Raw genomic sequence first — 24619 nt, 5'->3', positions numbered from 1 at the left:
CGGTCCCGAAACCTGCTGTGTGCTAGGAGGCGGCGCGCGACCCGCCCAGCACGCGCCGCAGGCGGGCCACCGCCTCGGCGACCGTCGCCGGATCCGTGGTGTGGCACAACCGGAACCACCCGGGTTCGGGGTGGTGGAAGACCGCGCCCGGCAGCAGGTTGATCCGGCCCGCCTCGAACAGGCGCCGCCACAGCAGGCGTTCCGCCTCCGGCGTCGCCGCGTCCAGCCAGCCGCGCAGGTCGGTCCAGATGGAGAAACCCGCCTCGGCCGGCAGGAACGGCACGCCCGCGTCGCTGAGATGGCCGGCCGCCGCCGCGTACGAGGCGGCGAGCCGGTCCCGGCCGGTGGTCAGGAACCGAACCACCCAGTCGTCGGCACCCAGCAGGTCCGTCACCAGCCACTGGGTGTCGGTGGAGACCGGCGCGAAGTACGCCAATTCCCGCGCCGCCGCGCGCACCCGGGGATCGCGGGTGTGCAACACCCCGACCTTGAGCCCGGGCAGGCCGAGGTCCTTGGCGAACCCCCACACCACATGCACGCGATGCGGATCCAGGACGTCCGACGCCGCGTCGCGGGCGCTGACGAAGGCCGGGCCGGTGAACGCGCAGTGTGCGTACACCTCGTCGGCGACCAGGTCGAGGTCGAGGGCCGCGCAGGCCGAGGCGAACGCGCGCAGGTCGGTCTCGCGGTACACCAGCCCGAGCGGGTTGTGCGGGGACGTGAGCACCAACGCGCGCACGGTGGTGCCGGCGGCGCGCGCCTGCCGGACCGTCTCGGCGACCGCCGCCGCGTCGGGCAGCGACGCCCCGGCGAGCGGCGGCACCGGCAGTATCCGCGCCCCGGAGCGACCGGTCAGGTCCGTGTCGAGAGCGCCGTAGTAGGGCACCGGCACGGCCAGCGCCTCGCCCGGATCGCACAGCACCGTCGCGATGATGTCCAGCGCCGCCGTCGCACCGCTGACCACGACCAGGTCCTCGGGGTCGACCGGGGCGCCGCTGCGACCCAGGAATCTGGCCACCTGCGACCGCAGCGCGGGGGTGCCGTGCAGCGGCGCGTACCGGATGTCGGCGGCCGCCACGCCGCGCGCGGCGCGCAGCCGTGGCGACAGCAGATCCCACACCAGGAGGTTCTCGGCCGTGCCCACGTTGACATAGCCGTCCGGATTGGACACCGGATCGTGCGGGTCGGCCTCGGCGGTGAAGTGGGCGGCGGCGATCACCGGCGTCCCGGCCATCAGCCGGGTGGCCTGCTGCGACACCATCAGTGCGCGGCCGGCTCGGGCTGGAACATCCCCGGCGCGAGCCCCAGTCCGAGCGAGGCGTCCAGCACCGCACCGTGCAGGATCGCCGCCGCATCGGTGCACAGCCAGGCGACGACGTCGGCGACCTCGTCGGGCCGGATCAGCCGCTGCTTGGGCAGCGCGGCCAGGAACGTCGCCCGGGCGGCGTCGTCGAACCGGCCCAGGACGCTCGCGGTGAGCATGGGCGTCTCGACGGCGCCGGGGCAGACGGCGAACACATCCACCGGCGTGTGCGCCAGCTCCACGGCGAGCTGGCGGCTCAGGTGCACGAGCGCCGCCTTGCTCATGCCGTCGGCGGGGTCGAAGGTGGGGAAGGACGCGATGCCGCCGCCGACGCTGGCCACGTTGACGATCTTGCCGTAGCCGCGGTCCAGCATGCCGGGCACCAGCTGCTGGGTGAGCCACAACGGACCGACGCTGTTGATCTGGAGCATCGCCGCCGACCGCCGGTGCGCCGCCCCGGGCTCGTAGTCGACCACCGTGGCGGAGCCCACCGCGGCGTTGTTGACCAGGACGTCCACCGGGCCGGGTAGCTCCCGCAGCAGCCGCTGGTGGCTGTCCCAGTCACCCTGGCCGAACGCGAAGGCGTTCACCACGACGCCGTCCGCGGCCAGCTCCCTCACCAGACTCCCGGCCCGGTCCGCGCCGTGCAGGTAGGTGAACCAGACGGTGTCCCCGCCGCGGGCGAAGCGCTCGACCAGGTGCCGGCCGATGCCGCTGGAACCGCCGGTGATCAGTACGTTCCTGTCACTCATAGCCGGCTGCGCACCTCCCACAGTTCGGGGTAGAAGTGTCGGTCGCGACGCGAGCGCAGGTAGCTCGCCCCCGCGCTGCCACCCGTACCCGGCTGGACACCGATCTGCCGCTCCACGAGCAGCGCATGCCGGCCACGCCACAGCGACCAGGACTGGTCGTGGTCGAGCAGCGCCTCGGCCAGCCGCCACAGGCCCTGCGGGTCCGATCCGGCCCGCGCCAGGTCCACCAGCACGCCGGCACGCCGTTCCGGATCGGACACGTCGTGGCCCGCGGCCCCCAGCACCGCCAGGAAGCCGTCCCACAGCGTCGGCTCGTCCAGCCGCCGCTGGAGGCGGTCGCGTTCCGGCGCCGACATGCGGGCCGCGAGGTAGCGCCCGTCCGGCCAGCCGGACAGGAACTCGATCTCGCGGAACTGGACGGACTGGAAGCCGGACGCGCCCCCCAGCGCCGGCCGGAACTGCGCGAACGCGGCCGGCGGCAGGGTGTCCAGCACGTCGATCTGGGCCAGCATCAGGCGTTCCACGGTGTGGCAGCGGGTCAGCAACGCCCACGGCCGTTCCGCGTCGCCGGCCAGCATGGCGTCCCGCGCCGCGGCGAGTTCGTGCAGTAACAACCGGAACCACAACTCGTCCGACTGGTGGGCGACGATGAACATCAACTCGTCGTGTACGGCCGGCACGGCCCGCGGATGCTGCGCGTCGAGCAGCTGCGGAAGGCACAGGTAGTCGCCGTAGGTGAACCCGGCGGGCGCCTGCGGCTCGGGCCGGCGCCGTACCTCCGGCGGGCTAGTCATCGATCAGGCCCTTGGCGGCGAACGCCTCCCGTGCGCCCGGCTGATCCAGCACGCCGGTGGAGCGGCACAGCCGTACGGTGGCCGACGCGGTCTGCCGCATCTGCGGTGTGCCGCCGTAGCAGTCGCGGACCACGACGTCGGCCTCGGCGGCGGTGAGCCCGGCCAGGGTCAGCGACCGGTGGACCGGTCCGCCGTCCCAGCGCAGGCAGTCCTCGATCAGCGCGGGCAGGGCGACGGCCGCCCGCGCCCGGGTCGGCGTGTCGAGATGGGTCCACAGGTGCCGGAAGAACCCGGCGAAGTAGCGGTGGTGGCGTCCCTCGTCGCGCGCGTGGTCGCGGGCCAGGTCGCGGACGGTCGTCTGCACCGTCGGATCGGCGGGCAGCTCGTTGAGCACGGCCGTGATCAGCGTCTCGAACACCACGACCTGCAGCAGCTGGGCGAGCACCTCGGCACCGGGCAGCAGCGCGGCCGCGGTCGCGTCGAGCCGGTCGGCGAATCCGCCGAAGTCCCAGTCGGGCACGGCGATCCCGGTGGCCGCCTCGACCTGCCGCGCCAGGTCCAGGCTGTACAGCGAGTGGTAGCCCTCGTCGCAGTAGACCTTGAACGCGTCCATCCGCAGCTGCCCGTCGAGCGGTACGCCGATCCGGTTGTTCGCGATGCGTTCGGCACCCCGGTTGACCACGCGGGTCTCCAGGTGGGTGGTGGCCAGCAGGAACTGGTAGAGGTGCCGGACGGTCAGTGTCTCGCGCTGGTGCGGGGCACGCTCGCGTACGAGGTCATGCTCCAGATAGGGGACGAGGGACGTCGGGAAGAACACCCTGCCCTGGTCGCGTTCGTCGGCGAAGGTCCGGCGTATCCCGGCCCGCACGCCGGCGGCGTCGTACCAGTCGGCGAACGGGTCCACAGCATCGCCCTCCTCGTCTCGGCACCGACACGGATCGATGCTAGGTGCGGACCGGGCAAGGTCAGCACCGCCGGCATGTGGTTCGTCAGGTCGGTCCACGGGCTTCGCCACGTTGCGTTCGACGTTCGGCATCCGGCCCGGGTTCAGCCCGCACGGGCAGTTCGCGAGCCGCGATCACAGACCCGGCACGGGTGCGAGACTGGTGAGAAGTGCTGGGGGTGGACCGGTGGACGAGATCGAGATGGGTGCCGAGGACCTGTCCGCTGCCCTGCTGGCGCTGGAGGTCGACCGGACCCGCGCCGCCGAGGACGCCCACGCCGACGCGGTCGCGTACGAGAAGCGGGCCCTGGCCCTGGGCGACGAGCGTCTGGTGATGCGCGCCCGTCTCTGGCAGGCGGCGATGCGCGTGCGGATGGGTGACCTCGCGGTGAACCCGCAGCTCGATGAGGTGATGGAGTGGGCCGCCCGGCACGGCGACCGCCTGCTGCAGGCCCGTACCCACATCGTCTGGGCGACCGTGCGGTGGATCTCCGGTGATGCGGCCAAGTTCCTGGAGCACTCCCTGAGCGGGGTGGAACTGCTGGACGACACCGCCCCGGCCGTCCTCCAGATCAGCCACCGCGTCACGCTGGCCGACGCGCTGGCGTTCACCGGCGACATGACCGCGGCCCGGCTGCGGTACGAGCAGGCGGAGAAGCTCGCCCAGAAGGCGAGCGAGTGGAACCGGCTGATGCTTCTGCTCAACAACTGGGCCTACGCCGAATACGAGGTCGGCGACTTCGCACGCGCGGGACATGTCGCCCGCCGCATGGTGGAACACGCCGAGACGCACGGCATCGAGCTCGTTCCCGGACTCCTGCACACGATCGGCGACATCCAGTCCGCGAACGGCGAGTACGCCGAGGCCGAGCGCACCCTGCAGACCTGCATCGCCCGCAACGGCGCCGGGGAGGTCGACGAGGCCAACGACCTGCCCTACTACCTGCTCAGCCTGGCCCAGGTCCAGCGCCGCCTCGGCGCCACCGACCGGGCTCAGGACAGCCTGGACGCCTGCCGGGAGCTGTGCGCCCGGTATGACCATGAGGGCCTGCTGGTACGGGTGCAGGAGGAGCAGGCCGAACTGCATGCCGCGCGCGGCGAGTTCGCCGCGGCGTACGCGGCGCAGAAGGCGTTCCGGACCGCCAGCGAGGGGCTGCGTTCGGCCTCGCGGGAGGCTCAGGTGCTGGCGCGGCACGGTGAGTTCGAGACCGCGGAGGCCCGCACGGAGGCCGAGCGGTTCCGCGAGGAGGCCCGCCGCGATCCCCTGACCGGCCTGCGCAACCGCCGTTACGTCGACGAGGAATTGTCCGCGCTGATCGCCGCCGACCCCGGCCTGACCGTGGCGATCACCGACATCGACCACTTCAAGAAGATCAACGACGAGCTCTCCCACGACACCGGCGACCAGGTGCTCGTACAGGTGGCGAAGCTGCTGGAGGACGGCCTGGCGAGGGTCGCCCCGGACGGGTTCGTGGCCCGCCTCGGTGGGGAGGAGTTCCTGCTCGTGCTGCCCGCCACCCCGGTCGCCGCCGCGGCCGCCCGGCTCGACGGCATCCGGCAGGCCATCAGCGACCACGACTGGCAGGGCATCACCGGCGGCCGGAGGGTCACCGTCAGCGTGGGCGTCGCCGGAGCCGGGGAGACCTCGCCGCCGAGTCCGTCCGGCGCCATGTCCACGGCCGACCGCAATCTCTACGTCGCGAAGCGCGAGGGGCGGAATCGCGTCGTCGCGGGCCTGCCGCCGGAACGCCGGCCCCGCGCGTACCGCGACTGCGACGTGCCCTGACTGCCCCACCGAAGTAACCCCTGGCGGATGAGGCCGGGACGACCGGCACGCGATGCACTGAAGGGACGATGATCCCTGTGTCGCCGACGCGGTCGGCGTCAACCCGGAAGGGTACTTACGTGTTCGACAACAATGGCTCGTTCCTGCTGGCAATGTTCGAGTTCTTCGTCTTCTTCGCGTGGTTCATGGGCCTGTTCTGGATCTTTGGCGACCTGTTCCGGAGCAAGGACATCGGCGGCGGGGCGAAGACCCTGTGGACGCTGGGCCTCATCTTCGTGCCGTTCCTCGGCATGTTGATCTACCTGGTCGCCCGCGGCAGCGGCATGACCGAGCGCGCGCTCGCCGCCCAGGCCGACCTGCAGAAGCAGCAGGACGCCTACATCCGGTCGGTCGCCGCATCGGATGTGTCCAAGGCCAGCGCAGCCGGCGAGATCGCGTCGGCGAAGGCACTGCTCGACTCCGGCGCCATCAACGCGACCGAGTTCGAGCAGCTGAAGGCCAACGCCCTCGGCAAGGGCGTCGCCTCGCCGGTCGGGTAGGAGGGTCGCGGTAAGTTCCTCGGGGGCCGTGTCGATCCGCGGGCCGCTCGTTCGACGTACGGGTGCGCGGGCCGAGAGGCGGCCCCGGCCGGACGAGGAGACTGCGATGCCGAAGTACCTGTTGATCATGCGGGGCACCGACGAGTCGAACGCGGCCATGATGGCCGACATCGACGAGATGATGACCAGGACCCGCCGGTTCATCGAGGAGACAGTCAGGGCCGGCGTCCTGCTCGCGGCGGAGGGGCTGGACGATCCGGCCAAGGGCGTCGTTGTCGACTTCAGCGGCGGGACCCCGGTGGTCACCGACGGGCCGTACGGGGAGACGAAGGAACTGTTCGGCGGCTTCTTCCTGCTCGATGTGGCTTCGCAACAGGAGGCGGTCGAGTGGGCCAAGCGGGTCCCGGCGGCCGCGGGCTCCAAGATCGAGGTCCGGCGGGTGCCCGGCGAGGACGAGGTCCCGCAGGCCGGCGAGTGAGCGTCCAGGACCGGACCGGGCACGAGATCTGATGGGTACGGCCGACGTCGAGGCCGTCTGGCGGATCGAGTCGGCGCGGATCGTTGCCGCGCTGACCCGGTTCACCGGCGACTTCGGGCTGGCCGAGGACGCGGCCCAGGAGGCGGTGGCCGAGGCGCTGGCGTCATGGCCATTGGCCGCCCCGGCGAATCCGGCCGGCTGGCTGATGGCGACGGCCCGGCGGCGCGCGATCGACGCGATCCGCCGCCGGACCGCCCTGCAGGACCGGTACGCCCTGCTGGCAGCCGACTCGGCCGCCCCGCCGGTCGACGAGGACGTCGATCCCGACCGGATCGACGACGACGTGCTGGCGCTCATGTTCATCAGTTGCCACCCCGTGCTCTCCCCCGGGGCCCGGGTGGCGCTGACCCTGCGCGTGGTCGGCGGCCTGACCAGCGAGGAGATCGCCCGCGCGTTCCTGGTACCCGTGCCGACCGTGCAGGCCCGCATCACCCGGGCCAAGAAGACGATCGCGGCGGCCGGGGTGCCGTTCGCGCTGCCGCCGGCCGCCGAGCGCCGGGAACGGCTGGGCGGCGTGCTCAGCGTCCTCTACGTGATCTTCACCGAGGGGTCGACGGCCACCTCGGGTGACCGGCTGCTGCGCCCCGGGGTCGCGTACGAGGCGATCCGGCTGGCCCGCACGCTCGCCGCGCTGCAGCCGGACGAGCCGGAGGTGCACGGCCTGCTGGCCCTGTGCGAGCTGACGGCCGCGCGGTTCCCGGCCCGGACCGCCCCGGACGGCTCGCCGATCCTGCTTGAGGACCAGGACCGGCGGCGATGGGACATCTCGGCAATCCACCGCGGGCTGGATGCGCTGGCCAGGGCATCGGCGCGCGGCCTCGGCCCGTACGGATTGCAGGCCGCGATCGCCGCCACCCACGCGGAGGCGCCCTCGGTCGAGGCGACCGACTGGGACCGGATCGTCGTGCTCTACGAGGCACTCGGCCGGGTCGCGCCCTCGCCGGTGGTCGAGCTGAACCGCGCCGTCGCCGTCGCCATGGCCTGCGGCCCGGAGCAGGCCCTGGCCATCGTCGACGAGCTGGTCGCCGCGGACCGGCTCCCCGGTTCGCACCTGGTCCCGACCGTACGCGGAGAACTGCTGGCCCGGCTCGGACGGCGCCCGGAAGCGCGCGCCGAGCTGGAGCTGGCCGCCCGGCTCTGCGCCAACCAGCGCGAACGCTCCGTGCTGCTGCGCAAGGCGGCCGCGCTCGGCTGACCCCCGGCCACCCGGGACGCTCACCCACAGCGCACCGAAAGGTCCGCCGTGATCATGTCGGCACGCGAACGAGACCGGCCGACAGTCGGTGGAAAGTGGATAGATACATGGATTCCAGAGTTCTTGACGTCCAGGTGTGGCTGAACCGGGAGTACGGATCGGTGACCGGCTTCAACCGGGTGACGGAGGACGGCATCACCGGCTGGGCCACCATGCGGGCACTGACCCGGGCACTGCAGTACGAACTGGGCATCAGCCCCCTGTCGGACACCTTCGGACCGACGACCCTCGCCAGGGTCACCGGCATCTCGGGTGACATCGAGGGCTCCTGGACGACCAACCGGATCAAGATCGTTCAGGGTGGGTTCTACTGCAAGGGATACGACCCGGGCGCCTTCGACGGCAAGTGGGGCACCGAGACCAAGCGGGCGCTGGATCGCATGATGTACGACGCCGGCCTGCCCGCCGCCCCCGACAACACCTTCCCGCCGAAGGTCCTCAAGGCCCTGCTCACCATGGACGCCTTCGTCAAAGTGGCCCTCGGCACCGAGGCGATCCGCAGGGTCCAGCAGTGGCTCAACGGCCGGTACAGCTACCGGCAGAACTTCTTCCTGGTGCCCTGCGAGGGCGTCTTCTCCCGCGATGTGCAGAAGGCGCTGTACCTGGCCATCCAATACGAGGTCGGACTGAGCGACGCGCAGGCCACCGGCACGTTCGGCCCCACCACGAAGAACGAGCTGAGGAAGCGGCCGATCGCCAGTGGTTCCACCGGCCCGATGGTCAGCATCTTCACCGCGGCGATGGTGTTCAACCGGATCAAGCAGCCCGGCTTCCCCTACTTCGAGGGCTTCACGGACAGGTTCGCCGAGGAGGCGGTGATCGCGCTCCGGGCGTTCCAGAAGTTCTCCGCGCTGCCCGAGACCGGGCAGGGCGACTTCGCCACGTGGTGCCAGTTGCTGGTCTCCACCGGTGACCCCGACCGCCCCGCGATCGCGGCCGACACCGCGAACCCGCTCACGCCCGCGCGTGCGGCGGCGTTGTCGTCCGCCGGCTACCGGTACGTCGGCCGCTACCTCGACAACGTGCCCGGCGGCACGCTGAACAAGAAGATCCAGCCCGGCGAGCTGAAGATGATCTTCGAGAACGGGCTGAAGGTCTTCCCGATCCAGCAGTACTACGGCGGTGAGGTCTCCTACTTCACCTACAACCAGGGCTACCGGGACGCCGTCGCGGCGCATCAGGCCGCCGTCGGGCACGGGTTCGATCCGGGCACCACGATCTACTTCGCTGTCGACTACGACGCCACGCAGGCCGACATCGACGACGCGATCGTCCCCTATTTCAAGGGGGTCGTCGGCGGCCTCACGGTCTCGGGAAAGCGATACCGCGCCGGGGTGTACGGATCCCGCAACGTGTGCATCGACGTCAGCCGGCGCACCGACGTCCGCTGGTCGTTCGTCTCCGGCATGTCCACCGGCTTCTCCGGGAACATGGGCTACCCGCTGCCGGAGAACTGGTCGTTCAACCAGATCCAGACGCTCACCGTGGGTTCCGGCACCGGCGCCGTCGAGATCGACAAGGATGCTTACCGCCTCGGAAGCGATCCCGGCGTCAACAAGCTCAACAGCGACTACACGACGGTCGACGGGTTCATCCAGCATGTCGACGACATCTACAACCTGGCGAGACAGATCGGCGGCTACAACCCGAATCTGCTGGTCCTGCAGTTCCTGCGGTGGGGGGCGTACGACTCGTTCCAGTTCAACAACCTGATCGGGTCCATCGTCTGGCCGTGGCAGGAGTTGTTCACCAGCCGGAACCTCACTCCGCTGCGGACGCTCCGCGAGCCGAACACGGGCATCGACTACTCCATTGCACACTGGGCGTACTCCTGCGAGGGCGTGCTGGCCGGCGGCACGGTGGAGGACCCCAAGGGTTTCAACGCCAGTGACGTCGCCGGGTGGGGCGGCGACCTGATCACGTTCTACGGTGACTGGCGCCGCGAGAGCAACCGGGTTCCGTCCGGGCTCGCGTTCTGCCAGGAGAAGCTCGCGCGGCAGACGGACTTCAACTCCTTCAAGCTGCGCGACATGCTGGAGGACGCGGACGCCTACAACGTCGCCATGAATCTGCGCGGGGGCGCGAAGATCACTGACGAACTGGACAAGCTGTTCCGGCTCGGCGGGTACAAGCGCCGGTTCCGGTCGTTCGTCAACGGCCGGTTCCAGAACACGGAGAACGTGAAGAAGCTGGCGATGCTCGCGCTGATGCCGGGAGGGCAGAACCCGATCATCGACGCCGGCCGGGTCGGCCTCATCGAGGGAACCGGCGGGATTCCCACGATTCTGCCGCAGATGCTGCCCGCCGGCCGGCTGGACGAGTTCATCCTGGGCTTCAGCAACCGGCTCCAGGAACTGGTCGACGAAGAGACCAGGGCCTTCCCGTCATGAGCGGCTCCCTTTCCCCGTCCCCCGCGCGCCATTCCGAGGAGTCCACGATGACCGAGCGCATTGTCCTGTCCCGCCGGCGGCTGCTGGCCGGGCTGGGTGGCGCCGCCGCCGGGCTGGCCATCGGCGCCCCGGCCCTGGCTCAGCCCGCGGCCGCCACCCCGACCCTGGCCGGGCGGACCACCGGCAACGGCTGGCCCGCCGTCGGCGGCGACCGGATCACGAAGCACCGCATCGAGGGCAGCGACGCGACCGTCGCCCTGCTGCCGGGCGCGACGGCGACGGTGCTGCTGCACGTGGCCCGGCGCTTCCACTACGACGTGGACGAGTTGTCCGCCGGTGAGGCCGTCGGCCACCACAGCCCGGCCGCCGACGGCACCGCCGCAGGGGCGAACTTCCGGTCCGGCACCGCACTGGCACTACGCCCGGCCAGCTACCCCGCCGGGTCCGGCGGCAACCTCTACCCGCAGCAGGTCGCCATGGTCCGCGACATCCTCGCCGAGTGCGACGGCGTGGTCCGCTGGGGTGGTGACGACGCGTCGCGGCCCATGGAGGGTGCCTTCTCCATCGACGTGCCGCCCGGCGACCCGCGCCTGAAGGGGCTCGCCGCGCGCCTGGCCGGGTGGGAGAAGGAGCCCGGCCAGGGTGCCGGTGTCATCGTCGACCCGGCCGCTCCGGATCGGCTCCGCGCATCCGCCGCGCTGCGACGGACGCAGACCGCCGGACGCTGACGCCACACCGATGTCCGGCCCGCTGTTTGCGGCGGGCCGGACACCGCTCAACCGGCGGACCGGGCACCGGCCGGCGCGAGCGTCGAGATCGACGCGAGCGCGGCGGCCGGGTCGGCGCCCAGGCCGCTGAGCATGTTCACGAACATGGGTACCAGGACGTGTTCGACGCCGCCCTCGCCGAAGTAGCCGCCGACGTCGAGCGTCACATAGCCGTGTATCACGGTCCACAGCTGACGGGCGATCGCCAGCGGCTCGGCCGGCTTGAGCCGTCCCTGTTCCACGGCGCGGCGCGACGCCTCCACGATCTCGTCGAACGTGTACCGGCCGCGCTCGCGCTCCCCGGTGGTCTGCGGACGGTAACCGCCCAGCGAGGCGGTGCCGAACATGACGGCGTACAGGTGCGGATTCTGCCGGGCGTTGGCCAGGTAGGCACGGCCCAGGCCGGCCAGGTCGGTGATCGCGTCATCCGTACGGGGCACCTCGGCCAGCAGGACACCCAGCCGGGCGAAGCCCTCGGCGACCACCGCGTCGGCGAGATCCGCCATCGAGCCGAAGTGGGTGTACACGGCCATGGTCGAGGTGTCGGCCTCCGTGGCGACCCGCCGCAGAGTGAGCGCCGACGGGCCCTCCTCGGCCAGCAGGCGGGCGGCGCCCTCCAACAGACGCACCCGCACCGCGGGGTTGCCACGACGCTCGGTCACCGCGCAACCCTACCGCTATAGCAACCGCTATAACGGCCGCTATAGTGGCTGGCGGAGGTGTCGTCATGAACGACTGGGACGCGATCGTCATCGGCTCCGGCCTGGGCGGGCTCACCTGTGCCGCCTACCTCACCGCCGCCGGCAAGCGCACCCTGGTGCTCGAGCAGAACCAGGTCGCCGGCGGCTGCAGCCAGGTCTTCCGCCGCAAGGGCAACCGGTACGAGTTCGACGTCGGCATGCACTACATCGGCGAATGCCACCCCGGCGGGCGCATGACGACGGCACTGCGGGGGCTCGGGCTCGACGGCCGGATCGAGTTCCGGCAGCTCGACCCCGACGGGCACTCCACGCTGGTGTTCCCCGGTCTCACGTTCCGGGTGCCCAGCGACTGGGACACCTACCTGGCCCGGCTGATCGAGGCGTTCCCCGACCAGGAGCGTGGCCTGCGGCTCTGCGTCGGCATCCTGCGGCGCATCGGCGCCGAACTGCGCACCGCCGCCCTGCCCGGACGCAGCGTCCGCAGCCTGCTGCGGTTCGCCCGCGCGGCACCGACCATCGCCGCCCTCGGACAGCTGCCGCTGACCTGGCTGTTCGCCGCGTGCCGGCTCAGCCCCCTGGCCCGGGCGGTGATCGTCGGCGAATCCGGCGACTACGGAGCGCCACCGTCCCGGACGTCTGTCGCGCTGCACGGCGGCTTCCTCGACCACTACCTCACGGGCGGCGCCTGGTACCCGCGCGGCGGCGGCCAGGTCGTTCCGGCGCACCTCATCGACGTGATCCAGACCCACGGCGGCCAGGTACGCACCAAGGCCGCCGTCACCGGCATCCTGATCGAGGACGGCGCCGCGGTCGGCGTCCGGCTCGCCGGAGGCGAGACCATTCACGCCCCGATCGTCGTGTCGGGCGCCGACCTCAAACGCACCTACCTCGACCTCGTCGGCCGCGAACACCTGGCGCCGAGCACCGTCGCCCGGGTGGAGAAGTACCGGATGGCGCTGCCGCTGTTCAGCGTCTATCTCGGACTCGACATCGACCTCGCCGACCAGCTGCCCAACAGCACGTACTGGTGCTATCCGCACACCGACGTGGAGGGGGCGTATCGCGACGCCTACGAGGGCCGCATCCCGGACCAGTTGCCGATCTTCCTCACCTCCGCCACCACCAAGGATCCGGGTAACCCGCACGCCGCTCCCACGGGCCACAGCACGCTCGAAGTGATGTGCCTCGCCCCGCAGGGCACGTTCTGGCCCGGCGGTGACGACTACCGCAACGACCCGGACTACGCCGCGCTCAAGGAACGCCTCACCGAGCAGCTGATCGACCGCGCCGCCACCGTGATCCCCCACCTGCGGCAGCACATCGTCTGGCGGGAGGCGTCCAGCCCGCCCACCCACGAGCGGTTCACCTGGTCCAGCCTGGGTTCCTCGTACGGCATCGAGATGGCCGCCGACCAGATCGGACCGCGCCGGCCGGGGCCGCGTACCGAAATCCGCGGTCTGTGGCTCACCGGTGCCAGCACCATCTGGGGCAACGGGATCGTCGGCGCCGTCAGCAGCGGCCTGGGCACGGCCGGGGCGATCCTTCGCCGTCCGCTCAGCGCCGAGGTCAAGGCCGGTGCGGTGATCGCCGACCCGGCGAAGCTCACCCCGATCGGCCCCGACTGGGACCCGTTGGCCGCGTCGAAACCCAGCTCCCCGCTGCGCCGCCGGTCCCGCGTCCCGGCCAGGAACTCGGGAGCGCGCCGGGAATGATCTTGTCCGGGAATCGGTCGATTCCCGAACCTCCGGCGGGCGACGACTAGAGTCGAGGTCGGCCGCGGCCGATCGGGGGCGGTGGAGGCCGGGTGCGATGACGGACGATCGTACGATGGGCGCCGAGGAGCTGTCGGCCGCCTTGCTGGTGCTGGAGGAGCAGGTCGTCACCGACTCCGAGGCCGCCCACGGCACCGCCACCCGCCTCCAACGGCAGGCCACCGCGCTGGGCGACGAGGGTCTTCTCATGCGCGCCCGGTTGTGCCGCACCGCCCTCGCCCTCGCGACCGGCCGGCTGACCGGGATCGCCTGGCAACTCCAGGACATTCAGGCGTGGGCGCAACGGCACGGCGACCGCCTGCTGCAGGCCCGTACCCATCTCATCAGCTCGATGATCGAACGCATGGCCGGTGACGGGCCCAAGTCCCTGGAGCACGCGCTGAGCGCGGTGGAACTGCTCGACGACACCGCCAGCACCTTCACCCAGATCAGACACCGCACCAAGCTGGCCGACGCGCTGGCCCTCAACGGCGCGATGGACGCGGCGCGCCTGCGCTACCGCCAGGCCGAGGAACTGGCGCGGGCGGCGCAGCAATGGCAGCGGCTGATCATCCTGCTCAACAACTGGGCGTTCCTGGAGCATGAGGCCGGTGACTTCGCCCGAGCCCAGCACGTCGCGGCCCGGATGGTCGAGTACGCGCAGGCCCACGCCGTCGACCTCGACCAGTCGGCCCTGCACACCCTCGCCGACATCCAGGTCGCGAACGGCGATCACCACCGGGCCGCGGAGACGATGCGGAGGTGCATCGCGCAACATGGGGCCGGACATGTCGACCAAGCCGACGATCTTCCCTATTTCCTGCTCACCCTGGCCCGCGCCCAGCGCGGACTCGGCGACACGGTCGCGGCGCAGCAGAGCCTGGACGCCTGCCGCGCGCAATGCGGCGAGAGCGGGCTGAACGGCCTGCTGGTTCAGGTGCACCAGGAGCAGGCCGACCTGCACGCGGCGCGCGGCGACTACGCGGCCGCGTTCACCGCACAGAAGGAGTTCCTCGCCGCGCGGGAACGCCTGAGCTCGCAGGAGCGGGACGCGCAGGCGCAGACCCGGCACGCGATCTTCGAGACCGCCGAGGCGCGGGAGGACGCCGAGCGCTTCCGCGAGCAGGCCCGCCGCGACCCCCTGACGGGCCTGCGCAACCGCCGCTACGTCGACGAGGAACTCTCCGCCCTCATCGCGGCGGACCCCGGGTTGAGCGTGGCGCTGGTCGACATCGACCACTTCAAACGGATCAACGACGAGCACTCCCACGACACCGGCGACCAGGTGCTCGTCCAGGTCGCGAAGCTGCTGGAGACCGGCCTGGCCGCCGCCGCCCCCGACGGGTTCGTCGCCCGCCTCGGCGGCGAGGAGTTCCTGGCCGTGCTGCCGGCGATCCCCGTCGCCGAGGCGGCCGCCAGGCTCGACGCCATCCGGCGGGCCATCGCCGACCACGATTTCGACGGTCTCCCCCACGGCTGGTCGGTGACCGTCAGCATCGGCGTCGCGTCGGCGAGTGAGACCTCGCCACCGGCCCAGTCCACCGCCCTGGCCGACGCCGACCGCAACCTGTACGCCGCCAAACACCAGGGCCGTGATCGCGTGGTCACCGGAACCGCACGGGAGCGCCGCTCGCGCAGCTACCGCGACCGTGAGGGGTGATGCCCGGTATCAGTCGGACAGCCAGCCGCTGAGGCCGATACCGGGCGGGGTCAGGGTCACCACGATGACCAGCAGCATGAGTACCGAACTGCCGATCAGGGCGAACGTCAGTCTCCGGCTTCCGGAGGCGCCCCTGATCAGGAAGACCGCCGACGACACGAACAGCGACACCCAGGCGACCAGCGGCGCCATCGCGACAGTGATGGTGACCGGGGCGGCCCAGGTCCAGCCCCCGCTGACGTCGACGTCGGCGGTGGAGGTGTCGCCCCATGACGGCAGGTACCAGTGCCCGGCGAGGTGCGCGGCCTGCGCCAGCGCGAGGTACACGCAGGCGGCGTACCAGGCCGCGAAGGCGTACTGCGCCACCATCAGCACCTTCACGCCGGGGTGACCGTCGACCCGAGCGGTGTTTCGCGCTGCCATCGCCGTCGTCATCGCCGCATCGTAGCCGGGTTGATCAACGAGTGGTGGCCCGCTGGCTGGGAACCGGGTCGAGCGCCTGTGCGGCCAAGGGGCAGGATCAACCCATGAAGCTGCACGAACGAATCGACGGGCGGTTGCGCGCATTCATCGAGGCGCAGCCGATGTTCTTCGTGGCCACCGCGCCGACCGGGCCGGGCGGGCACGTCAACGTGTCGCCCAAGGGCATGGCCGGCACGTTCGCGGTGCTTGGTGAGCACCGGGTCGCATATCTGGACTATCACGGCAGCGGCGCGGAGACGATCGCCCACCTGAACGAGAACGGACGGATCACCCTGATGTTCTGCGCCTTCCAGGGCCCGCCGAACATCGTCCGGCTCCATGGCCGGGGCCGCGCGGTACCGGTCACCTCGCCGGAGCACGACGAGCTGGTGCGCCTGTTCCGCTCGCCGCCGGACACGCACGGCGTACGGTCGGTGATCGACGTCGCGGTCGAGCGGATCAGCGACTCCTGCGGCTACGCCGTGCCGCTCATGTCCTACGAGGGTGACCGTGACCTGCTCATCCGCGCGCACGAGCGGCGTACCGACGCCGACCTCGCGGAGTATCGCCGGGTGAAGAACGGCGTCAGCATCGACGGCCGGCCGGTCTTCGCCGCGGCCGCCCACGAGGGCTGACAAGTCAGTCCGGTCGGCTCAGCACCGCCGGGAGGTCCACCGCCGGTCCGGTCGAGCCGTAGGCCGCCCGCACCGCCGCGGTGACCGCCGGCACCGTCACGCCGGGCACGACGTCCTCCAGGGCGCCGACGGTGGCCGGCGCGAAGTCGTAGCCCAGTTCCCGGTAGGCGGCGGTCAGCACCTCGCGGAGACCGCCCGAGCCGGTGACCTGGATGACCGTACTGAACAGCCAGCCGTCACGGGTGACCCGCTGCGCCGAGCCGACGATCTTCGTACCGCCGGCGTTGATGCTGTACTCGCCGGGGCAGTATTCGCCGGCGACCGGGCCGATCCGCGCGGGAGCGCCGAGCCGCACGAGCAGCTCTGCATGCAGCGCGGCGAACCGCTGGAACCGCTCGACCGGGTCGCGCGACGCCTGAGGGTCGCGGTGTACGTGATCGACGACCACACTGCCCCGATGGTAGGCGGCGAGGCTGCCACCCTGCGGGCGGACTACCGGTGCGAAACCGAGGCGGCGTACGGCATCGGCCGCCCGCGGATAGCCCGGCCGCAGCGTGTCACGGCGGCTGAACGCCGCGGTCGGCTCCGGCGAGTAGACCCGCAGGATGTCGCGGGCCTCTCCCAGGCCGTGCCGCAGCAGCAGCGGCCCGAGCGCCACATCGTGCGCCGGGCCGCCGGCCGTCTCCTCGGCGAGGAGAACCGTCGTCACAGCCGGGCGATCGCCGAGGCCGGGTTCTCGATCGCGTCGGCGACACTGCGCATGAAACCGGCCGCCACCCCGCCGTCGCACACACGGTGATCGAACACGAAGCTCATCTGCGTGATCTTACGGACGCAGACCTGCCCGTCGACCACCCACGGCCGATCCAGGATGCGGCCGAAGCCCAGGATCGCCACCTGCGGATGGTTGATGATCGCGGCACTGCCGTCGACCCCGAAGCCGCCGTAGTTGTTGAGCGTGAACGTGCCCGCCGACAGCTCCTGCGCGGTGGCGCGCCCCTCGCGGGCGGTGGCGGTGAGCCGCCGGATCTCGCCGCCGAGCCGCGCGGTGGTCATCGTCTCCGCGCCGATCACGGCCGGCACCACCAGACCGCGGTCGCCCTGCACCGCGATGCCGAGGTTGATCCGGTCGAACTCGACGATCTCCTGGCGCTCGGCGTCGAACCGCGCGTTGAGCACGGGGAACTCGCGCAGACCGGCGACCACGAACCGGGCGATGTAGGCGAGCAGCCCGGGGCCCGACGGGTTGCTCTCCCGCAGCTCCCAGAGCCCGGTCGCGTCCACATCGACCCAGACGGTGGCCTCCGGGATCTCCGCGCGGCTGCGGGTCAGCGCGGCCGTCACGGCCTTACGGAACCCGTTGAGCGGGGTACGCCGCTCCCCCGCGACAGGCGCGGACGTCACGGCAGGCGCGGACGACACGGCAGGCGCGGACGACACGGCAGGCGCGGACGATACGACGGGCGCGGGCGACGCGGCGGGCAGGGATCCGGCCATCGCGCGCTCGACGTCCGCCCGGACGATCACACCGCCCGTACCGGTCGGCTCGACCGTACGCAGATCGATGCCGTTGCTGCGGGCCAGATTGCGGACCAGCGGCGAGATGACCCTCGGCACCCGCTGCGGTCCCGGCTCCGCATGCGCGGCAGCCACGGTACGGGCACGCGGACGGCGGCGCCGGGTCGTGGCCGTGTCCCCGGACGTGCCGTATCCGATGAGGACGTTGCCGGAACCGGCCTTCTCCTCCTCGCGGTAGGCCGCCGCGGCCGGTTCCAGCGCCTCGACGGTGATCAGCGGCTCGCCGACCGCGAGCGTGGTGCCCGCCGCCGCGTGCAGGGCCGCGACCCGCCCCGCGTACGGCGACGGCACCTCGACCACCGACTTCGCGGTCTCCACCTCGGCGATGCTCTGGTCCACGACCACCTCGTCGCCCTCGGCCACGAGCCACTGCACGATCTCCGCCTCGGTCAGTCCTTCGCCGAGGTCGGGCAGGCGGAACGTCTGCGCGGCCATCACTGCTCCCACTGCAGGTCGTCGACGGCGTCGAGCACCCGGTCCACACCGGGCAACTGGAAGTGCTCCAGCTTCGGCGGCGGGTACGGGATGTCGAAGCCGGCGACCCGGCGGATCGGCGCGGCGAGGGAATGGAAGCACCGCTCGGTGACCCGGGCGACGATCTCCGAGGCGACGCTGGCGAACCCGGACGCCTCGGCGACCACCACCGCGCGGCCGGTGGACCGTACCGCGGCGCAGACGGTCTCGTCGTCGAACGGCACGATCGAGCGCAGGTCGACGACCTGGAGGCTGCGGCCCTCACGGGCGGCGATCTCGGCGGCCTCCAACGCGACCGGCACGGCCGGACCGTACGCGATCAGCGTGGCGTCGGTGCCCTCGCGGCGCACCACGGCCGTGCCGATGCCGGGCGCCCGGACCGGGAGTTCGACCTCCTGCTTGCTCCAGTACAGCTTCTTGGGCTCCAGGAACACGACCGGATCCGGCGACGCGATGGCCTCCCGCAGCAGCGCGTACGCGTCGGCCGGGGTGGCCGGCGCGACGACGTGCAGCCCGGGCGTGTGCGCCCAGTACGACTCGGAGGAGTCGCAGTGGTGCTCGACACCGCCGATGCCGCCCGCGTAGGGCACCCGGATCACCATCGGCAGCGCGACCCGGCCGCGGGTGCGGTTACGCATCTTCGCGACGTGGCTGACGATCTGCTCGAACGCCGGGTAGGCGAACGCGTCGAACTGCATCTCCACGACCGGGCGCATGCCGTTCATCGCCATGCCGACGGCCATGCCGACGATGCCGGACTCGGCCAGCGGCGTGTCGAAGCAGCGCGCGTCGCCGAACTCGGCGGTGAGCCCGTCGGTGATCCGGAAGACGCCGCCGAGCGCGCCGACGTCCTCGCCGAACATCACCACTGCCGGGTCGGCGGCCATCGCGTCGCGCAGCGCCTGGTTGAGGGCCTGCGCCATGGTCATCGTGCGGGCCTCTGTCTTCGGTACGGGCCTGGCGTCGAGAACCGTCATCAGTGCGCTCCCTCTCGGCTCAGCTCGTCGGCCACCAGTGCCGCCTGCTCGCGCAGCTGCGGGGTGGGACTCGCGTAGACGTACGCGAAAAGGTCGTCGGGGTTGGGGGTGACGTCGGCGTTGAGGCCGTCGCGCAGGTGCGTGGCCACGCGCTCGGCCTCGGCCGTGAAGCCTGCCTCGACCTCGTCGGTGAGCAGCCCCCTGTCGCGCAGGTGGGTCCGCAGCCGGGTGATCGGGTCGCGGTGCACCCAGGCCGCGACGTCGGCGTCGTCGCGGTAGCGGGTCGCGTCGTCGGCGTTGGTGTGGGCCTGCATCCGGTACGTGTGCGCCTCGATCAGCTGCGGGCCCTCGCCCGCGCGGGCCCGCTCGACGGCCGCGCCGAGCACGGCCAGCAGCGCGGCCATGTCGTTGCCGTCGACGCGCTCGCCGGGGACGCCGTAGCCGATGCCCTTGTGGGCCAGCGACGGCGCCGCGGACTGCCGCGACAGCGGGACGCTGATCGCGTACTCGTTGTTCTGCACGAAGAAGACGACGGGCGCTTGGAAGACAGCGGCGAAGTTCAGTGCCTCGTGGAAGTCGCCCTCGCTGGTGCCGCCGTCGCCGCACATCGCCATGACGACGGTCGGTTCGCCGCGCAGCCGGGCCGCGTGGGCGACGCCGACCGCGTGCGGCAGCTGGGTGGCCAGCGGCGTCGCGTGCGGGGCGACGTGGTGCTGGTAGGGGTCGTAGCCGCAGTGCCAGTCGCCCTTGAGCAGGCTCAGCGCCTCGACCGGGTCGACGCCCTTGGCCACGGCCGCGACGGTGTCCCGGTAGGTCGGGAACAGCCAGTCGTCGGCCGTGAGGACCCGGGCGGCCGCGACCTGGCAGGCCTCCTGGCCGTGCGAGGACGGGTAGACGGCCAGGCGGCCCTGCCGGACCAGCGCGTACGCCTGGTCGTTGAGCCGGCGGGCGGTGATCAGAGCCCCGAGCGACCGGATCAGGTCGGCGTCATCCGGGACGGGGTACGAGCTGTCGACCGGTCGCCCCTGCGCATCGATCAGGGTGACCGGGTCCGCGGACGGCAACAGCCGACGGGGGTCAGATGTCATGGGGGAATTGTGTGACCGCCGCCATTTGTGTTCCACAACACGGGAGAGAACGAGAAAATGGCGTTCCGGACCGCCGTTTCGAGAGCCGAACGTCCAACTGAACGGGCCTTCAGGGCCGGAGGGGAAGACAGGTGGCCAGCCCACTCGACGACGTCGACCGGCAGATTCTGGTCGAACTCAACCGCGACGGCCGCATGTCGATCCGCACGCTCGCCGAGACGCTGCACATCTCGCGGGCCAACGCGTACGCCCGGGTGCAGCGCCTGCGCGAGACGAACGTGATCAGAGGGTTCCGCGCCGACGTCGACCACGTCGCCGCCGGGATGGGCACCTCGGCGTACGTCACGGTGAACCTGCGCCAGGCCGAATGGCGCGTGGTCGGCGACCGGCTACGGAGGCTGCCCGGCGTCGTGCACATCGCCCTCGTCGGCGGCGACTTCGACGTGATCATGCTGGTCCGGGCCAAGGACAACACCGACCTGCGCCGCCTCGTCCTCGACGAGATCCAGGGCATGCCCGAGGTGGTCAACACGCGGACGCTGCTGGTCTTCGAGGAGTTCGAGCCGCCGACGGCCGCGGCGATGTGGGAGGAGTAGCCGGGCTCAATCCTCGGCGGCCCAGTGCCGGGCGCCCAGCAGGATCAGCCGCAGTTGACGGCCGGCGGCGTCGATCACCCGCGCCTCGGCGTCCGCGGAATCCGGCGGGGCGTCGAGCAGCGCCGCGGCGGTCCACACCATGTGGTTGACGATCAGGCTGGTGACCATCCGCAGGTCGGTGGCGATCCACCGGTCGAAGCGGGGGCCGCCGCGAAGCTTGTCGGCCGCGAAGTCGGTGGCCAGTTCGGCAGCGAACAGATCGAGCTGCACGGCGATCGCCACGCGGACGGCCGGCACACCGCCGTGGCGCTCGCGGGCGACGAAACGGAAGTGCTCCCGATGGTCGTGCACCTGCCCGGCGAGGACGCCGATCGACCGGTTGATCACCTCATCGCTGGAGCTGAGGCCGTCGCGGACGGTGCGGATGGTGGCCCGCAGGCTGCCGAGGCACTCGTCGACGAGGGCCACGCCGAGGCTGCCGACGTCGGGGAAGTGCCGGTAGAAGGCGGCCGGGGTGATGCCCACCGCGCGAGTGACCTCGCGCAGGCCGATGCTGCTCAGGCTCCGGTCCTCCATCAGGGCGAGTGCCGCGTCGAGCAGGGCCTGCCTGGTGCGCGCCTTCTGTTCCGGCCGGCTGAGCCGGTCGGGGGGCGCCGGGTAGCGGTGGTTCATGTCACTCAGTAAACACCTGTCCACTGAGTCGGCCGGGGGCCTATGGTGATTCAGTAAACAACTGTCAACTGAAGGAGGGGTGGACGATGGCGGCACTGATGGTCGCGATCGCGCTGATCGCCGTGGTCCTCGGCCCATCCGTACTCATCGGACAGCCGGCGCTCATCGTCGTGGGCGCGGTGCTGGCCGGAGCCATTCTCCTCGGCGCCCGGCGTGCCGCGACGCTCGCCCGCCGTCGCTGATCCAGGAAGGACCGCCATGAACTTCGTCAAACGCGTCGGCAGCCTCGACGACCGCGCCGTGGGTTCGGTGGCGCTGGGCGTGGCCGGCCTGTTCTTCTTCAACGTCGTGTTCGGGCCGATCGCCATCGTGCTCGGCGCGATCACCGCCCACCGGCACGGCGCCGGTACGCCCAGCCGCAACGCGGGCCTCATCGGTGTCGCGCTCGGGGTGGCCGACCTGATCGTGCTGGCCGCCCTGATGGCCGCCCATTTCCACGACGGCAGCCTGGTCTGGCACGTCTAGCGTCAACGTCCCCCGCGGCACCTCGGTCAGCGCCGCGCAGCGTCGCCGTCAGCGCACGAGGTCGTGCATCGGGTCTCCCGCCCGCAGCGCGGCCAGGTTGTCGGCCACCCGCTGCGCGGCGCCGACCGGCCGCCCGCCCGCCGCGTGCGGCGAGATGATGACGTTCGGCTCGTCCCACAACCCCGACTCCGGCGGCAACGGCTCGGCGTCGAACACGTCCAGCGCCGCCCCGCCGAGGCGTCCGGCCCGGATCGCGGCCAGCACCGCGTCGGCGTCGACGGTGCTGCCCCGGCCGACGTTGACCAGCCACGCGTGGGCCGGCAGCAGCCCGAGCAGGCCCGCGTCGAGCGCCCGCGCGGTGTCCGGTGCGGCCGGCAAGATCATGATCAGTACGTCGGCGCGCGGCAACAGCCCCGGCAGGTCGGCGGCCGCGACGACGTCGAACCCGTGCCGCCGCCCCGCGGTGCGCGCCACGCCGGTGACCTCTGCGCCGAGCGCGGCGAGCAGCGGCGCCAGCGTGGCCGCGATGCCGCCGAAGCCCCAGATCACCACCCGGGCGTCACGCAGGGTGCGGAAGCTGTCCGCCTCGCGTACGGGCTGGACGCCGCCCCACTCGTCGGCCCAGCGGTGCCCGATCTGCGCCCGCGCCAGCAGGTGGACGCGACGGGCCGCGGCCAGGATGAGGGCCAGCGTGTGCTCGGCGACCGTCCGGTCGTGCAGACCACGGCCGCCGGTCAGGACCACGTCCGGCGCGAAGCCCGCCTCCAGCACCACATCGGGCCCGGCCGCGAGCGTCTGCACCCACCGCAGCCGGGTGAGCCGGCGCGCCGCGTCCCGTACCTGCGCGGCCTCGTTGCCCCAGACCACCAGGGCCTCCGCGTCGACGTCGGCCTCCGGTACCGGCTGCGCGGTCGGATAGCGGACCACCCGCACGTCGCCGGGCAGCCGCAGGTCGAGATCGATGCTGTCGGGCAGCAGGAGCTTCATGTCAGGTCACTGTGCCAGACCGGACGCGGACCACGCGGCAGGTAGCCGTAGTCGTACACTTGTTCGATGCCGTGCCAGGTGCCCCGTCCGATGTTTGACAGTCACCGTCGGTGGCATGGGGTAGGCAGGGTCCTGGTCTTCGTATCGACGAGGAGGACGCTCCACTGTGACCGACGGAACCACCCACAGCGACGCGGGAGACGACCGCCTGGTGGTCCTCCGCGACCTGACGATCAACGGCCGGCTCTGCACCCTCCGGGTCACGGTCGCCGACGGCCTGGTCGGGATCACGTTCGACGCCGCCCATACCGACGCGGACGCGATCATCATCGGCTCGCTGACCGGCACGATCGTCCTGGACGACCTGGTCCCCGTCACCAGGGCCATCGCCGCGACGCTGGGCGGCGCCGCCGAAACCCTGGGCCTGACCGGATCGGGGCACGGCGACGATCCCTAGGCGGTCCGCGCGAGCCACCAGCGTGACGCTTGCCGGACATTACTTCGGAACCGTATAGTCCGAAACCATGAAGAGCGGTTCCGTAATACTTGAGCTGCAGCGCGCGACCCACGCCACGCTCCAGCTCCTGACCACCGAGCTGGTGGATCTCGACCTGACAGCGTCCGAGATCAACGCCCTGGGAAACCTCGCGGACGGTGTCGGCCGCACGGTCTCCGAGCTGGGGGCGGCCATCGGAACGCGACCCGCGACACTGACCGGCATCCTCGACCGCCTGGAACGGCGTGGCCTGATCACCCGTGCCCCCCGACCGGGCGACCGCCGGGCGGTGCTGATCACCCTCACCACCGACGGCGTGCGGACCGCCGCGCTGATCCGCCAGACCCTGGACGCGGTGGAGCAGCGGGCGCTCGCCGGACTGGCGGCCGACGTCGTGCAGGCCGCCCGTACCGTGCTGCTGGCCCTGACGGAGGCGCGGCGATGAACCTTCCCGCACCGGCCGGGGCCGCCCCCGCCGCCGATGACCGTTTCGACACGCTGATGGCCGAGGTCATGGCGCACTCGGACCGGTTCGGCCACCGCCAGCACATCCACCTGACCTGGCTCGCCGTCCGCAGACACGGCACCAGCGCCGCGATCACACTGATCAGCGACGGCATCCGACGCACCGCGCGATACGCCGGCGCGCCGCAGAAGTACCACGCCACCGTCAGCCGCGCCTGGGTCGAACTCGTCGGCCACCACGCGGCGGACGGCGATGACCACGACTTCGACGACTTCGTGGACCGCAACCCCGCGCTGTTGGACAAGCGCCTGCTGGCCCGCCACTACCGGTCGTCGACCCTGGCGAGCGCCACAGCGAAGTCCGGCTGGGTCGAGCCGGACCTGGAGCCACTGCCCGCAGGCGACCGCGGGCGGCACCCGTCGACCGCCCACCACCACGGCGCAGGTTAAGGGCGGCCCGGCGGCGGCCGAAGCTGACAGTGACG

The 24619-nt window shown here is 71.7% G+C and carries 27 protein-coding genes; 15 read left to right on the top strand and 12 right to left on the bottom strand.

Translation table 11 applies throughout. The features are described 5' to 3' along the window. Nucleotides 1-22: 22 nt before the first annotated feature. The 4 genes from ACMCNN_RS11375 to ACMCNN_RS11360 are packed head-to-tail and all read right to left on the bottom strand — an operon-like array spanning nt 23 to nt 3753. Nucleotides 23-1261, bottom strand: coding sequence for an aminotransferase class I/II-fold pyridoxal phosphate-dependent enzyme (locus ACMCNN_RS11375; protein WP_412746143.1), 1239 nt, complete (start codon nt 1259-1261; stop codon nt 23-25). Then, a complete protein-coding gene (locus tag ACMCNN_RS11370; RefSeq protein ID WP_412746142.1) occupies nt 1261-2055 on the bottom strand; it encodes an SDR family NAD(P)-dependent oxidoreductase in 795 nt (264 codons plus the stop codon). The genes ACMCNN_RS11375 and ACMCNN_RS11370 overlap by 1 nt, the downstream gene beginning before the upstream one ends. Then, nucleotides 2052-2849: a tryptophan 2,3-dioxygenase gene (locus ACMCNN_RS11365; protein WP_412746141.1), complete on the bottom strand. Its 798-nt coding sequence runs from the start codon at nt 2847-2849 to the stop codon at nt 2052-2054. The genes ACMCNN_RS11370 and ACMCNN_RS11365 overlap by 4 nt, the downstream gene beginning before the upstream one ends. Further along, a complete protein-coding gene (locus ACMCNN_RS11360; RefSeq protein ID WP_412746140.1) occupies nt 2842-3753 on the bottom strand; it encodes a diiron oxygenase in 912 nt (303 codons plus the stop codon). Before ACMCNN_RS11360 ends, ACMCNN_RS11365 begins: the two co-directional genes overlap by 8 nt. A 226-nt stretch (nt 3754-3979) precedes the next feature. Between ACMCNN_RS11360 and ACMCNN_RS11355 the strand changes: the two genes are divergently transcribed. From ACMCNN_RS11355 to ACMCNN_RS11330, 6 genes are all read left to right on the top strand, one after another. Then, nucleotides 3980-5578, top strand: a complete 1599-nt coding sequence (locus ACMCNN_RS11355) for a diguanylate cyclase (protein ID WP_412746139.1) — start codon at nt 3980-3982, stop codon at nt 5576-5578. Between the two features lie 119 nt (nt 5579-5697). Then, nucleotides 5698-6117, top strand: a complete 420-nt coding sequence (locus tag ACMCNN_RS11350; RefSeq protein WP_412746138.1) for a PLD nuclease N-terminal domain-containing protein — start codon at nt 5698-5700, stop codon at nt 6115-6117. Between the two features lie 106 nt (nt 6118-6223). Further along, nucleotides 6224-6595, top strand: coding sequence for a YciI family protein (locus ACMCNN_RS11345; RefSeq protein ID WP_412746137.1), 372 nt, complete (start codon nt 6224-6226; stop codon nt 6593-6595). Nucleotides 6596-6626: 31 nt separating this feature from the next. After that, nucleotides 6627-7850: an RNA polymerase sigma factor gene (locus ACMCNN_RS11340; RefSeq protein WP_412746136.1), complete on the top strand. Its 1224-nt coding sequence runs from the start codon at nt 6627-6629 to the stop codon at nt 7848-7850. A 107-nt stretch (nt 7851-7957) separates the two neighbouring features. Further along, complete coding sequence (locus tag ACMCNN_RS11335) at nt 7958-10300, top strand: glycoside hydrolase domain-containing protein (protein WP_412746135.1); 2343 nt, start codon at nt 7958-7960, stop codon at nt 10298-10300. A gap of 47 nt (nt 10301-10347) precedes the next feature. Beyond that, nucleotides 10348-11028, top strand: a complete 681-nt coding sequence (locus ACMCNN_RS11330; RefSeq protein WP_412746134.1) for a hypothetical protein — start codon at nt 10348-10350, stop codon at nt 11026-11028. A 47-nt stretch (nt 11029-11075) separates the two neighbouring features. Here ACMCNN_RS11330 and ACMCNN_RS11325 read toward each other — a convergent pair whose 3' ends face one another. Continuing rightward, entirely contained in the window at nt 11076-11729 is a 654-nt protein-coding gene (locus ACMCNN_RS11325) for a TetR/AcrR family transcriptional regulator (protein ID WP_412746133.1), read from the bottom strand. Nucleotides 11730-11794: 65 nt separating this feature from the next. Here ACMCNN_RS11325 and ACMCNN_RS11320 point away from each other — a divergent pair, with 65 nt between their 5' ends. Then, nucleotides 11795-13480, top strand: a complete 1686-nt coding sequence (locus ACMCNN_RS11320; RefSeq protein WP_412746132.1) for a phytoene desaturase family protein — start codon at nt 11795-11797, stop codon at nt 13478-13480. A gap of 97 nt (nt 13481-13577) precedes the next feature. Then, nucleotides 13578-15179: a diguanylate cyclase domain-containing protein gene (locus ACMCNN_RS11315; protein WP_412746131.1), complete on the top strand. Its 1602-nt coding sequence runs from the start codon at nt 13578-13580 to the stop codon at nt 15177-15179. Between the two features lie 9 nt (nt 15180-15188). Here ACMCNN_RS11315 and ACMCNN_RS11310 read toward each other — a convergent pair whose 3' ends face one another. After that, nucleotides 15189-15614, bottom strand: a complete 426-nt coding sequence (locus tag ACMCNN_RS11310; RefSeq protein ID WP_412746130.1) for a hypothetical protein — start codon at nt 15612-15614, stop codon at nt 15189-15191. A 92-nt stretch (nt 15615-15706) separates the two neighbouring features. Here ACMCNN_RS11310 and ACMCNN_RS11305 point away from each other — a divergent pair, with 92 nt between their 5' ends. After that, nucleotides 15707-16276 (top strand): pyridoxamine 5'-phosphate oxidase family protein, encoded by a 570-nt coding sequence (locus ACMCNN_RS11305; RefSeq protein ID WP_412746129.1) that lies wholly within the window; start codon nt 15707-15709, stop codon nt 16274-16276. 4 nt (nt 16277-16280) lie between these two features. Here ACMCNN_RS11305 and ACMCNN_RS11300 read toward each other — a convergent pair whose 3' ends face one another. From ACMCNN_RS11300 to pdhA, 4 genes are read right to left on the bottom strand one after another with little or no spacing between them, the layout of a single operon-like run. Next, nucleotides 16281-16985 (bottom strand): biotin/lipoate A/B protein ligase family protein, encoded by a 705-nt coding sequence (locus tag ACMCNN_RS11300; RefSeq protein WP_412746128.1) that lies wholly within the window; start codon nt 16983-16985, stop codon nt 16281-16283. Then, nucleotides 16982-18289: a dihydrolipoamide acetyltransferase family protein gene (locus tag ACMCNN_RS11295; RefSeq protein WP_412746127.1), complete on the bottom strand. Its 1308-nt coding sequence runs from the start codon at nt 18287-18289 to the stop codon at nt 16982-16984. The genes ACMCNN_RS11300 and ACMCNN_RS11295 overlap by 4 nt, the downstream gene beginning before the upstream one ends. Beyond that, nucleotides 18289-19257 carry an alpha-ketoacid dehydrogenase subunit beta gene (locus ACMCNN_RS11290; protein ID WP_412747138.1) on the bottom strand — a complete coding sequence of 323 codons (969 nt, stop codon included), beginning with the start codon at nt 19255-19257 and terminating at the stop codon, nt 18289-18291. The genes ACMCNN_RS11295 and ACMCNN_RS11290 overlap by 1 nt, the downstream gene beginning before the upstream one ends. 47 nt (nt 19258-19304) lie before the next feature. Next, nucleotides 19305-20393 (bottom strand): pyruvate dehydrogenase (acetyl-transferring) E1 component subunit alpha, encoded by a 1089-nt coding sequence (gene pdhA, locus ACMCNN_RS11285; protein ID WP_412746126.1) that lies wholly within the window; start codon nt 20391-20393, stop codon nt 19305-19307. Between the two features lie 194 nt (nt 20394-20587). On the opposite strand from pdhA, the gene ACMCNN_RS11280 reads away from it, so the two are divergent. Continuing rightward, nucleotides 20588-20989, top strand: a complete 402-nt coding sequence (locus ACMCNN_RS11280) for an Lrp/AsnC family transcriptional regulator (RefSeq protein WP_412747137.1) — start codon at nt 20588-20590, stop codon at nt 20987-20989. A gap of 6 nt (nt 20990-20995) precedes the next feature. Here the strand turns inward: ACMCNN_RS11280 and ACMCNN_RS11275 are convergent, their stop codons facing one another. After that, entirely contained in the window at nt 20996-21661 is a 666-nt protein-coding gene (locus ACMCNN_RS11275; protein ID WP_412746125.1) for a TetR family transcriptional regulator, read from the bottom strand. An 86-nt stretch (nt 21662-21747) separates the two neighbouring features. Here ACMCNN_RS11275 and ACMCNN_RS11270 point away from each other — a divergent pair, with 86 nt between their 5' ends. Both ACMCNN_RS11270 and ACMCNN_RS11265 read left to right on the top strand, forming a co-directional pair. Beyond that, on the top strand, nt 21748-21903 hold the full coding sequence (locus tag ACMCNN_RS11270) for a hypothetical protein (RefSeq protein ID WP_412746124.1): 156 nt from the start codon (nt 21748-21750) through the stop codon (nt 21901-21903). 16 nt (nt 21904-21919) lie between these two features. Then, complete coding sequence (locus ACMCNN_RS11265; RefSeq protein ID WP_412746123.1) at nt 21920-22186, top strand: hypothetical protein; 267 nt, start codon at nt 21920-21922, stop codon at nt 22184-22186. 48 nt (nt 22187-22234) lie between these two features. Here the strand turns inward: ACMCNN_RS11265 and ACMCNN_RS11260 are convergent, their stop codons facing one another. Next, nucleotides 22235-23173, bottom strand: a complete 939-nt coding sequence (locus ACMCNN_RS11260; RefSeq protein WP_412746122.1) for an NAD(P)-dependent oxidoreductase — start codon at nt 23171-23173, stop codon at nt 22235-22237. Nucleotides 23174-23339: 166 nt separating this feature from the next. On the opposite strand from ACMCNN_RS11260, the gene ACMCNN_RS11255 reads away from it, so the two are divergent. The 3 genes from ACMCNN_RS11255 (at nt 23340) to ACMCNN_RS11245 (ending at nt 24584) form a co-directional block, all read left to right on the top strand. Then, nucleotides 23340-23630, top strand: coding sequence for a hypothetical protein (locus ACMCNN_RS11255; protein ID WP_412746121.1), 291 nt, complete (start codon nt 23340-23342; stop codon nt 23628-23630). A gap of 67 nt (nt 23631-23697) precedes the next feature. Beyond that, a complete protein-coding gene (locus tag ACMCNN_RS11250) occupies nt 23698-24114 on the top strand; it encodes a MarR family winged helix-turn-helix transcriptional regulator (RefSeq protein WP_412746120.1) in 417 nt (138 codons plus the stop codon). Beyond that, nucleotides 24111-24584, top strand: coding sequence for a hypothetical protein (locus tag ACMCNN_RS11245; protein ID WP_412746119.1), 474 nt, complete (start codon nt 24111-24113; stop codon nt 24582-24584). The genes ACMCNN_RS11250 and ACMCNN_RS11245 overlap by 4 nt, the downstream gene beginning before the upstream one ends. The last annotated feature ends 35 nt before the right edge of the window (nt 24585-24619 follow it).

It is taken from the genome of Krasilnikovia sp. MM14-A1004, assembly GCF_047159485.1.
In the GTDB taxonomy this organism is placed as follows: domain Bacteria; phylum Actinomycetota; class Actinomycetes; order Mycobacteriales; family Micromonosporaceae; genus Actinoplanes.
This window is presented reverse-complemented; position numbering and strand designations above follow the sequence as displayed.

What these genes read in the sequence shown, in the direction of transcription:
- ACMCNN_RS11375 (WP_412746143.1), bottom strand. Translation starts at nt 1,261, where the DNA reads ATGGTGTCGCAGCAGGCCACCCGGCTGATGGCCGGGACGCCGGTGATC.
- ACMCNN_RS11370 (WP_412746142.1), bottom strand. Translation starts at nt 2,055, where the DNA reads ATGAGTGACAGGAACGTACTGATCACCGGCGGTTCCAGCGGCATCGGC.
- ACMCNN_RS11365 (WP_412746141.1), bottom strand. Translation starts at nt 2,849, where the DNA reads ATGACTAGCCCGCCGGAGGTACGGCGCCGGCCCGAGCCGCAGGCGCCC.
- ACMCNN_RS11345 (WP_412746137.1), top strand. Translation starts at nt 6,224, where the DNA reads ATGCCGAAGTACCTGTTGATCATGCGGGGCACCGACGAGTCGAACGCG.
- ACMCNN_RS11340 (WP_412746136.1), top strand. Translation starts at nt 6,627, where the DNA reads ATGGGTACGGCCGACGTCGAGGCCGTCTGGCGGATCGAGTCGGCGCGG.
- ACMCNN_RS11335 (WP_412746135.1), top strand. Translation starts at nt 7,958, where the DNA reads ATGGATTCCAGAGTTCTTGACGTCCAGGTGTGGCTGAACCGGGAGTAC.
- ACMCNN_RS11330 (WP_412746134.1), top strand. Translation starts at nt 10,348, where the DNA reads ATGACCGAGCGCATTGTCCTGTCCCGCCGGCGGCTGCTGGCCGGGCTG.
- ACMCNN_RS11320 (WP_412746132.1), top strand. Translation starts at nt 11,795, where the DNA reads ATGAACGACTGGGACGCGATCGTCATCGGCTCCGGCCTGGGCGGGCTC.
- ACMCNN_RS11315 (WP_412746131.1), top strand. Translation starts at nt 13,578, where the DNA reads ATGACGGACGATCGTACGATGGGCGCCGAGGAGCTGTCGGCCGCCTTG.
- ACMCNN_RS11310 (WP_412746130.1), bottom strand. Translation starts at nt 15,614, where the DNA reads ATGACGACGGCGATGGCAGCGCGAAACACCGCTCGGGTCGACGGTCAC.
- ACMCNN_RS11305 (WP_412746129.1), top strand. Translation starts at nt 15,707, where the DNA reads ATGAAGCTGCACGAACGAATCGACGGGCGGTTGCGCGCATTCATCGAG.
- ACMCNN_RS11295 (WP_412746127.1), bottom strand. Translation starts at nt 18,289, where the DNA reads ATGGCCGCGCAGACGTTCCGCCTGCCCGACCTCGGCGAAGGACTGACC.
- ACMCNN_RS11290 (WP_412747138.1), bottom strand. Translation starts at nt 19,257, where the DNA reads ATGACCATGGCGCAGGCCCTCAACCAGGCGCTGCGCGACGCGATGGCC.
- pdhA (WP_412746126.1), bottom strand. Translation starts at nt 20,393, where the DNA reads ATGACATCTGACCCCCGTCGGCTGTTGCCGTCCGCGGACCCGGTCACC.
- ACMCNN_RS11280 (WP_412747137.1), top strand. Translation starts at nt 20,588, where the DNA reads ATGTCGATCCGCACGCTCGCCGAGACGCTGCACATCTCGCGGGCCAAC.
- ACMCNN_RS11275 (WP_412746125.1), bottom strand. Translation starts at nt 21,661, where the DNA reads ATGAACCACCGCTACCCGGCGCCCCCCGACCGGCTCAGCCGGCCGGAA.
- ACMCNN_RS11270 (WP_412746124.1), top strand. Translation starts at nt 21,748, where the DNA reads ATGGCGGCACTGATGGTCGCGATCGCGCTGATCGCCGTGGTCCTCGGC.
- ACMCNN_RS11265 (WP_412746123.1), top strand. Translation starts at nt 21,920, where the DNA reads ATGAACTTCGTCAAACGCGTCGGCAGCCTCGACGACCGCGCCGTGGGT.
- ACMCNN_RS11260 (WP_412746122.1), bottom strand. Translation starts at nt 23,173, where the DNA reads ATGAAGCTCCTGCTGCCCGACAGCATCGATCTCGACCTGCGGCTGCCC.
- ACMCNN_RS11250 (WP_412746120.1), top strand. Translation starts at nt 23,698, where the DNA reads ATGAAGAGCGGTTCCGTAATACTTGAGCTGCAGCGCGCGACCCACGCC.
- ACMCNN_RS11245 (WP_412746119.1), top strand. Translation starts at nt 24,111, where the DNA reads ATGAACCTTCCCGCACCGGCCGGGGCCGCCCCCGCCGCCGATGACCGT.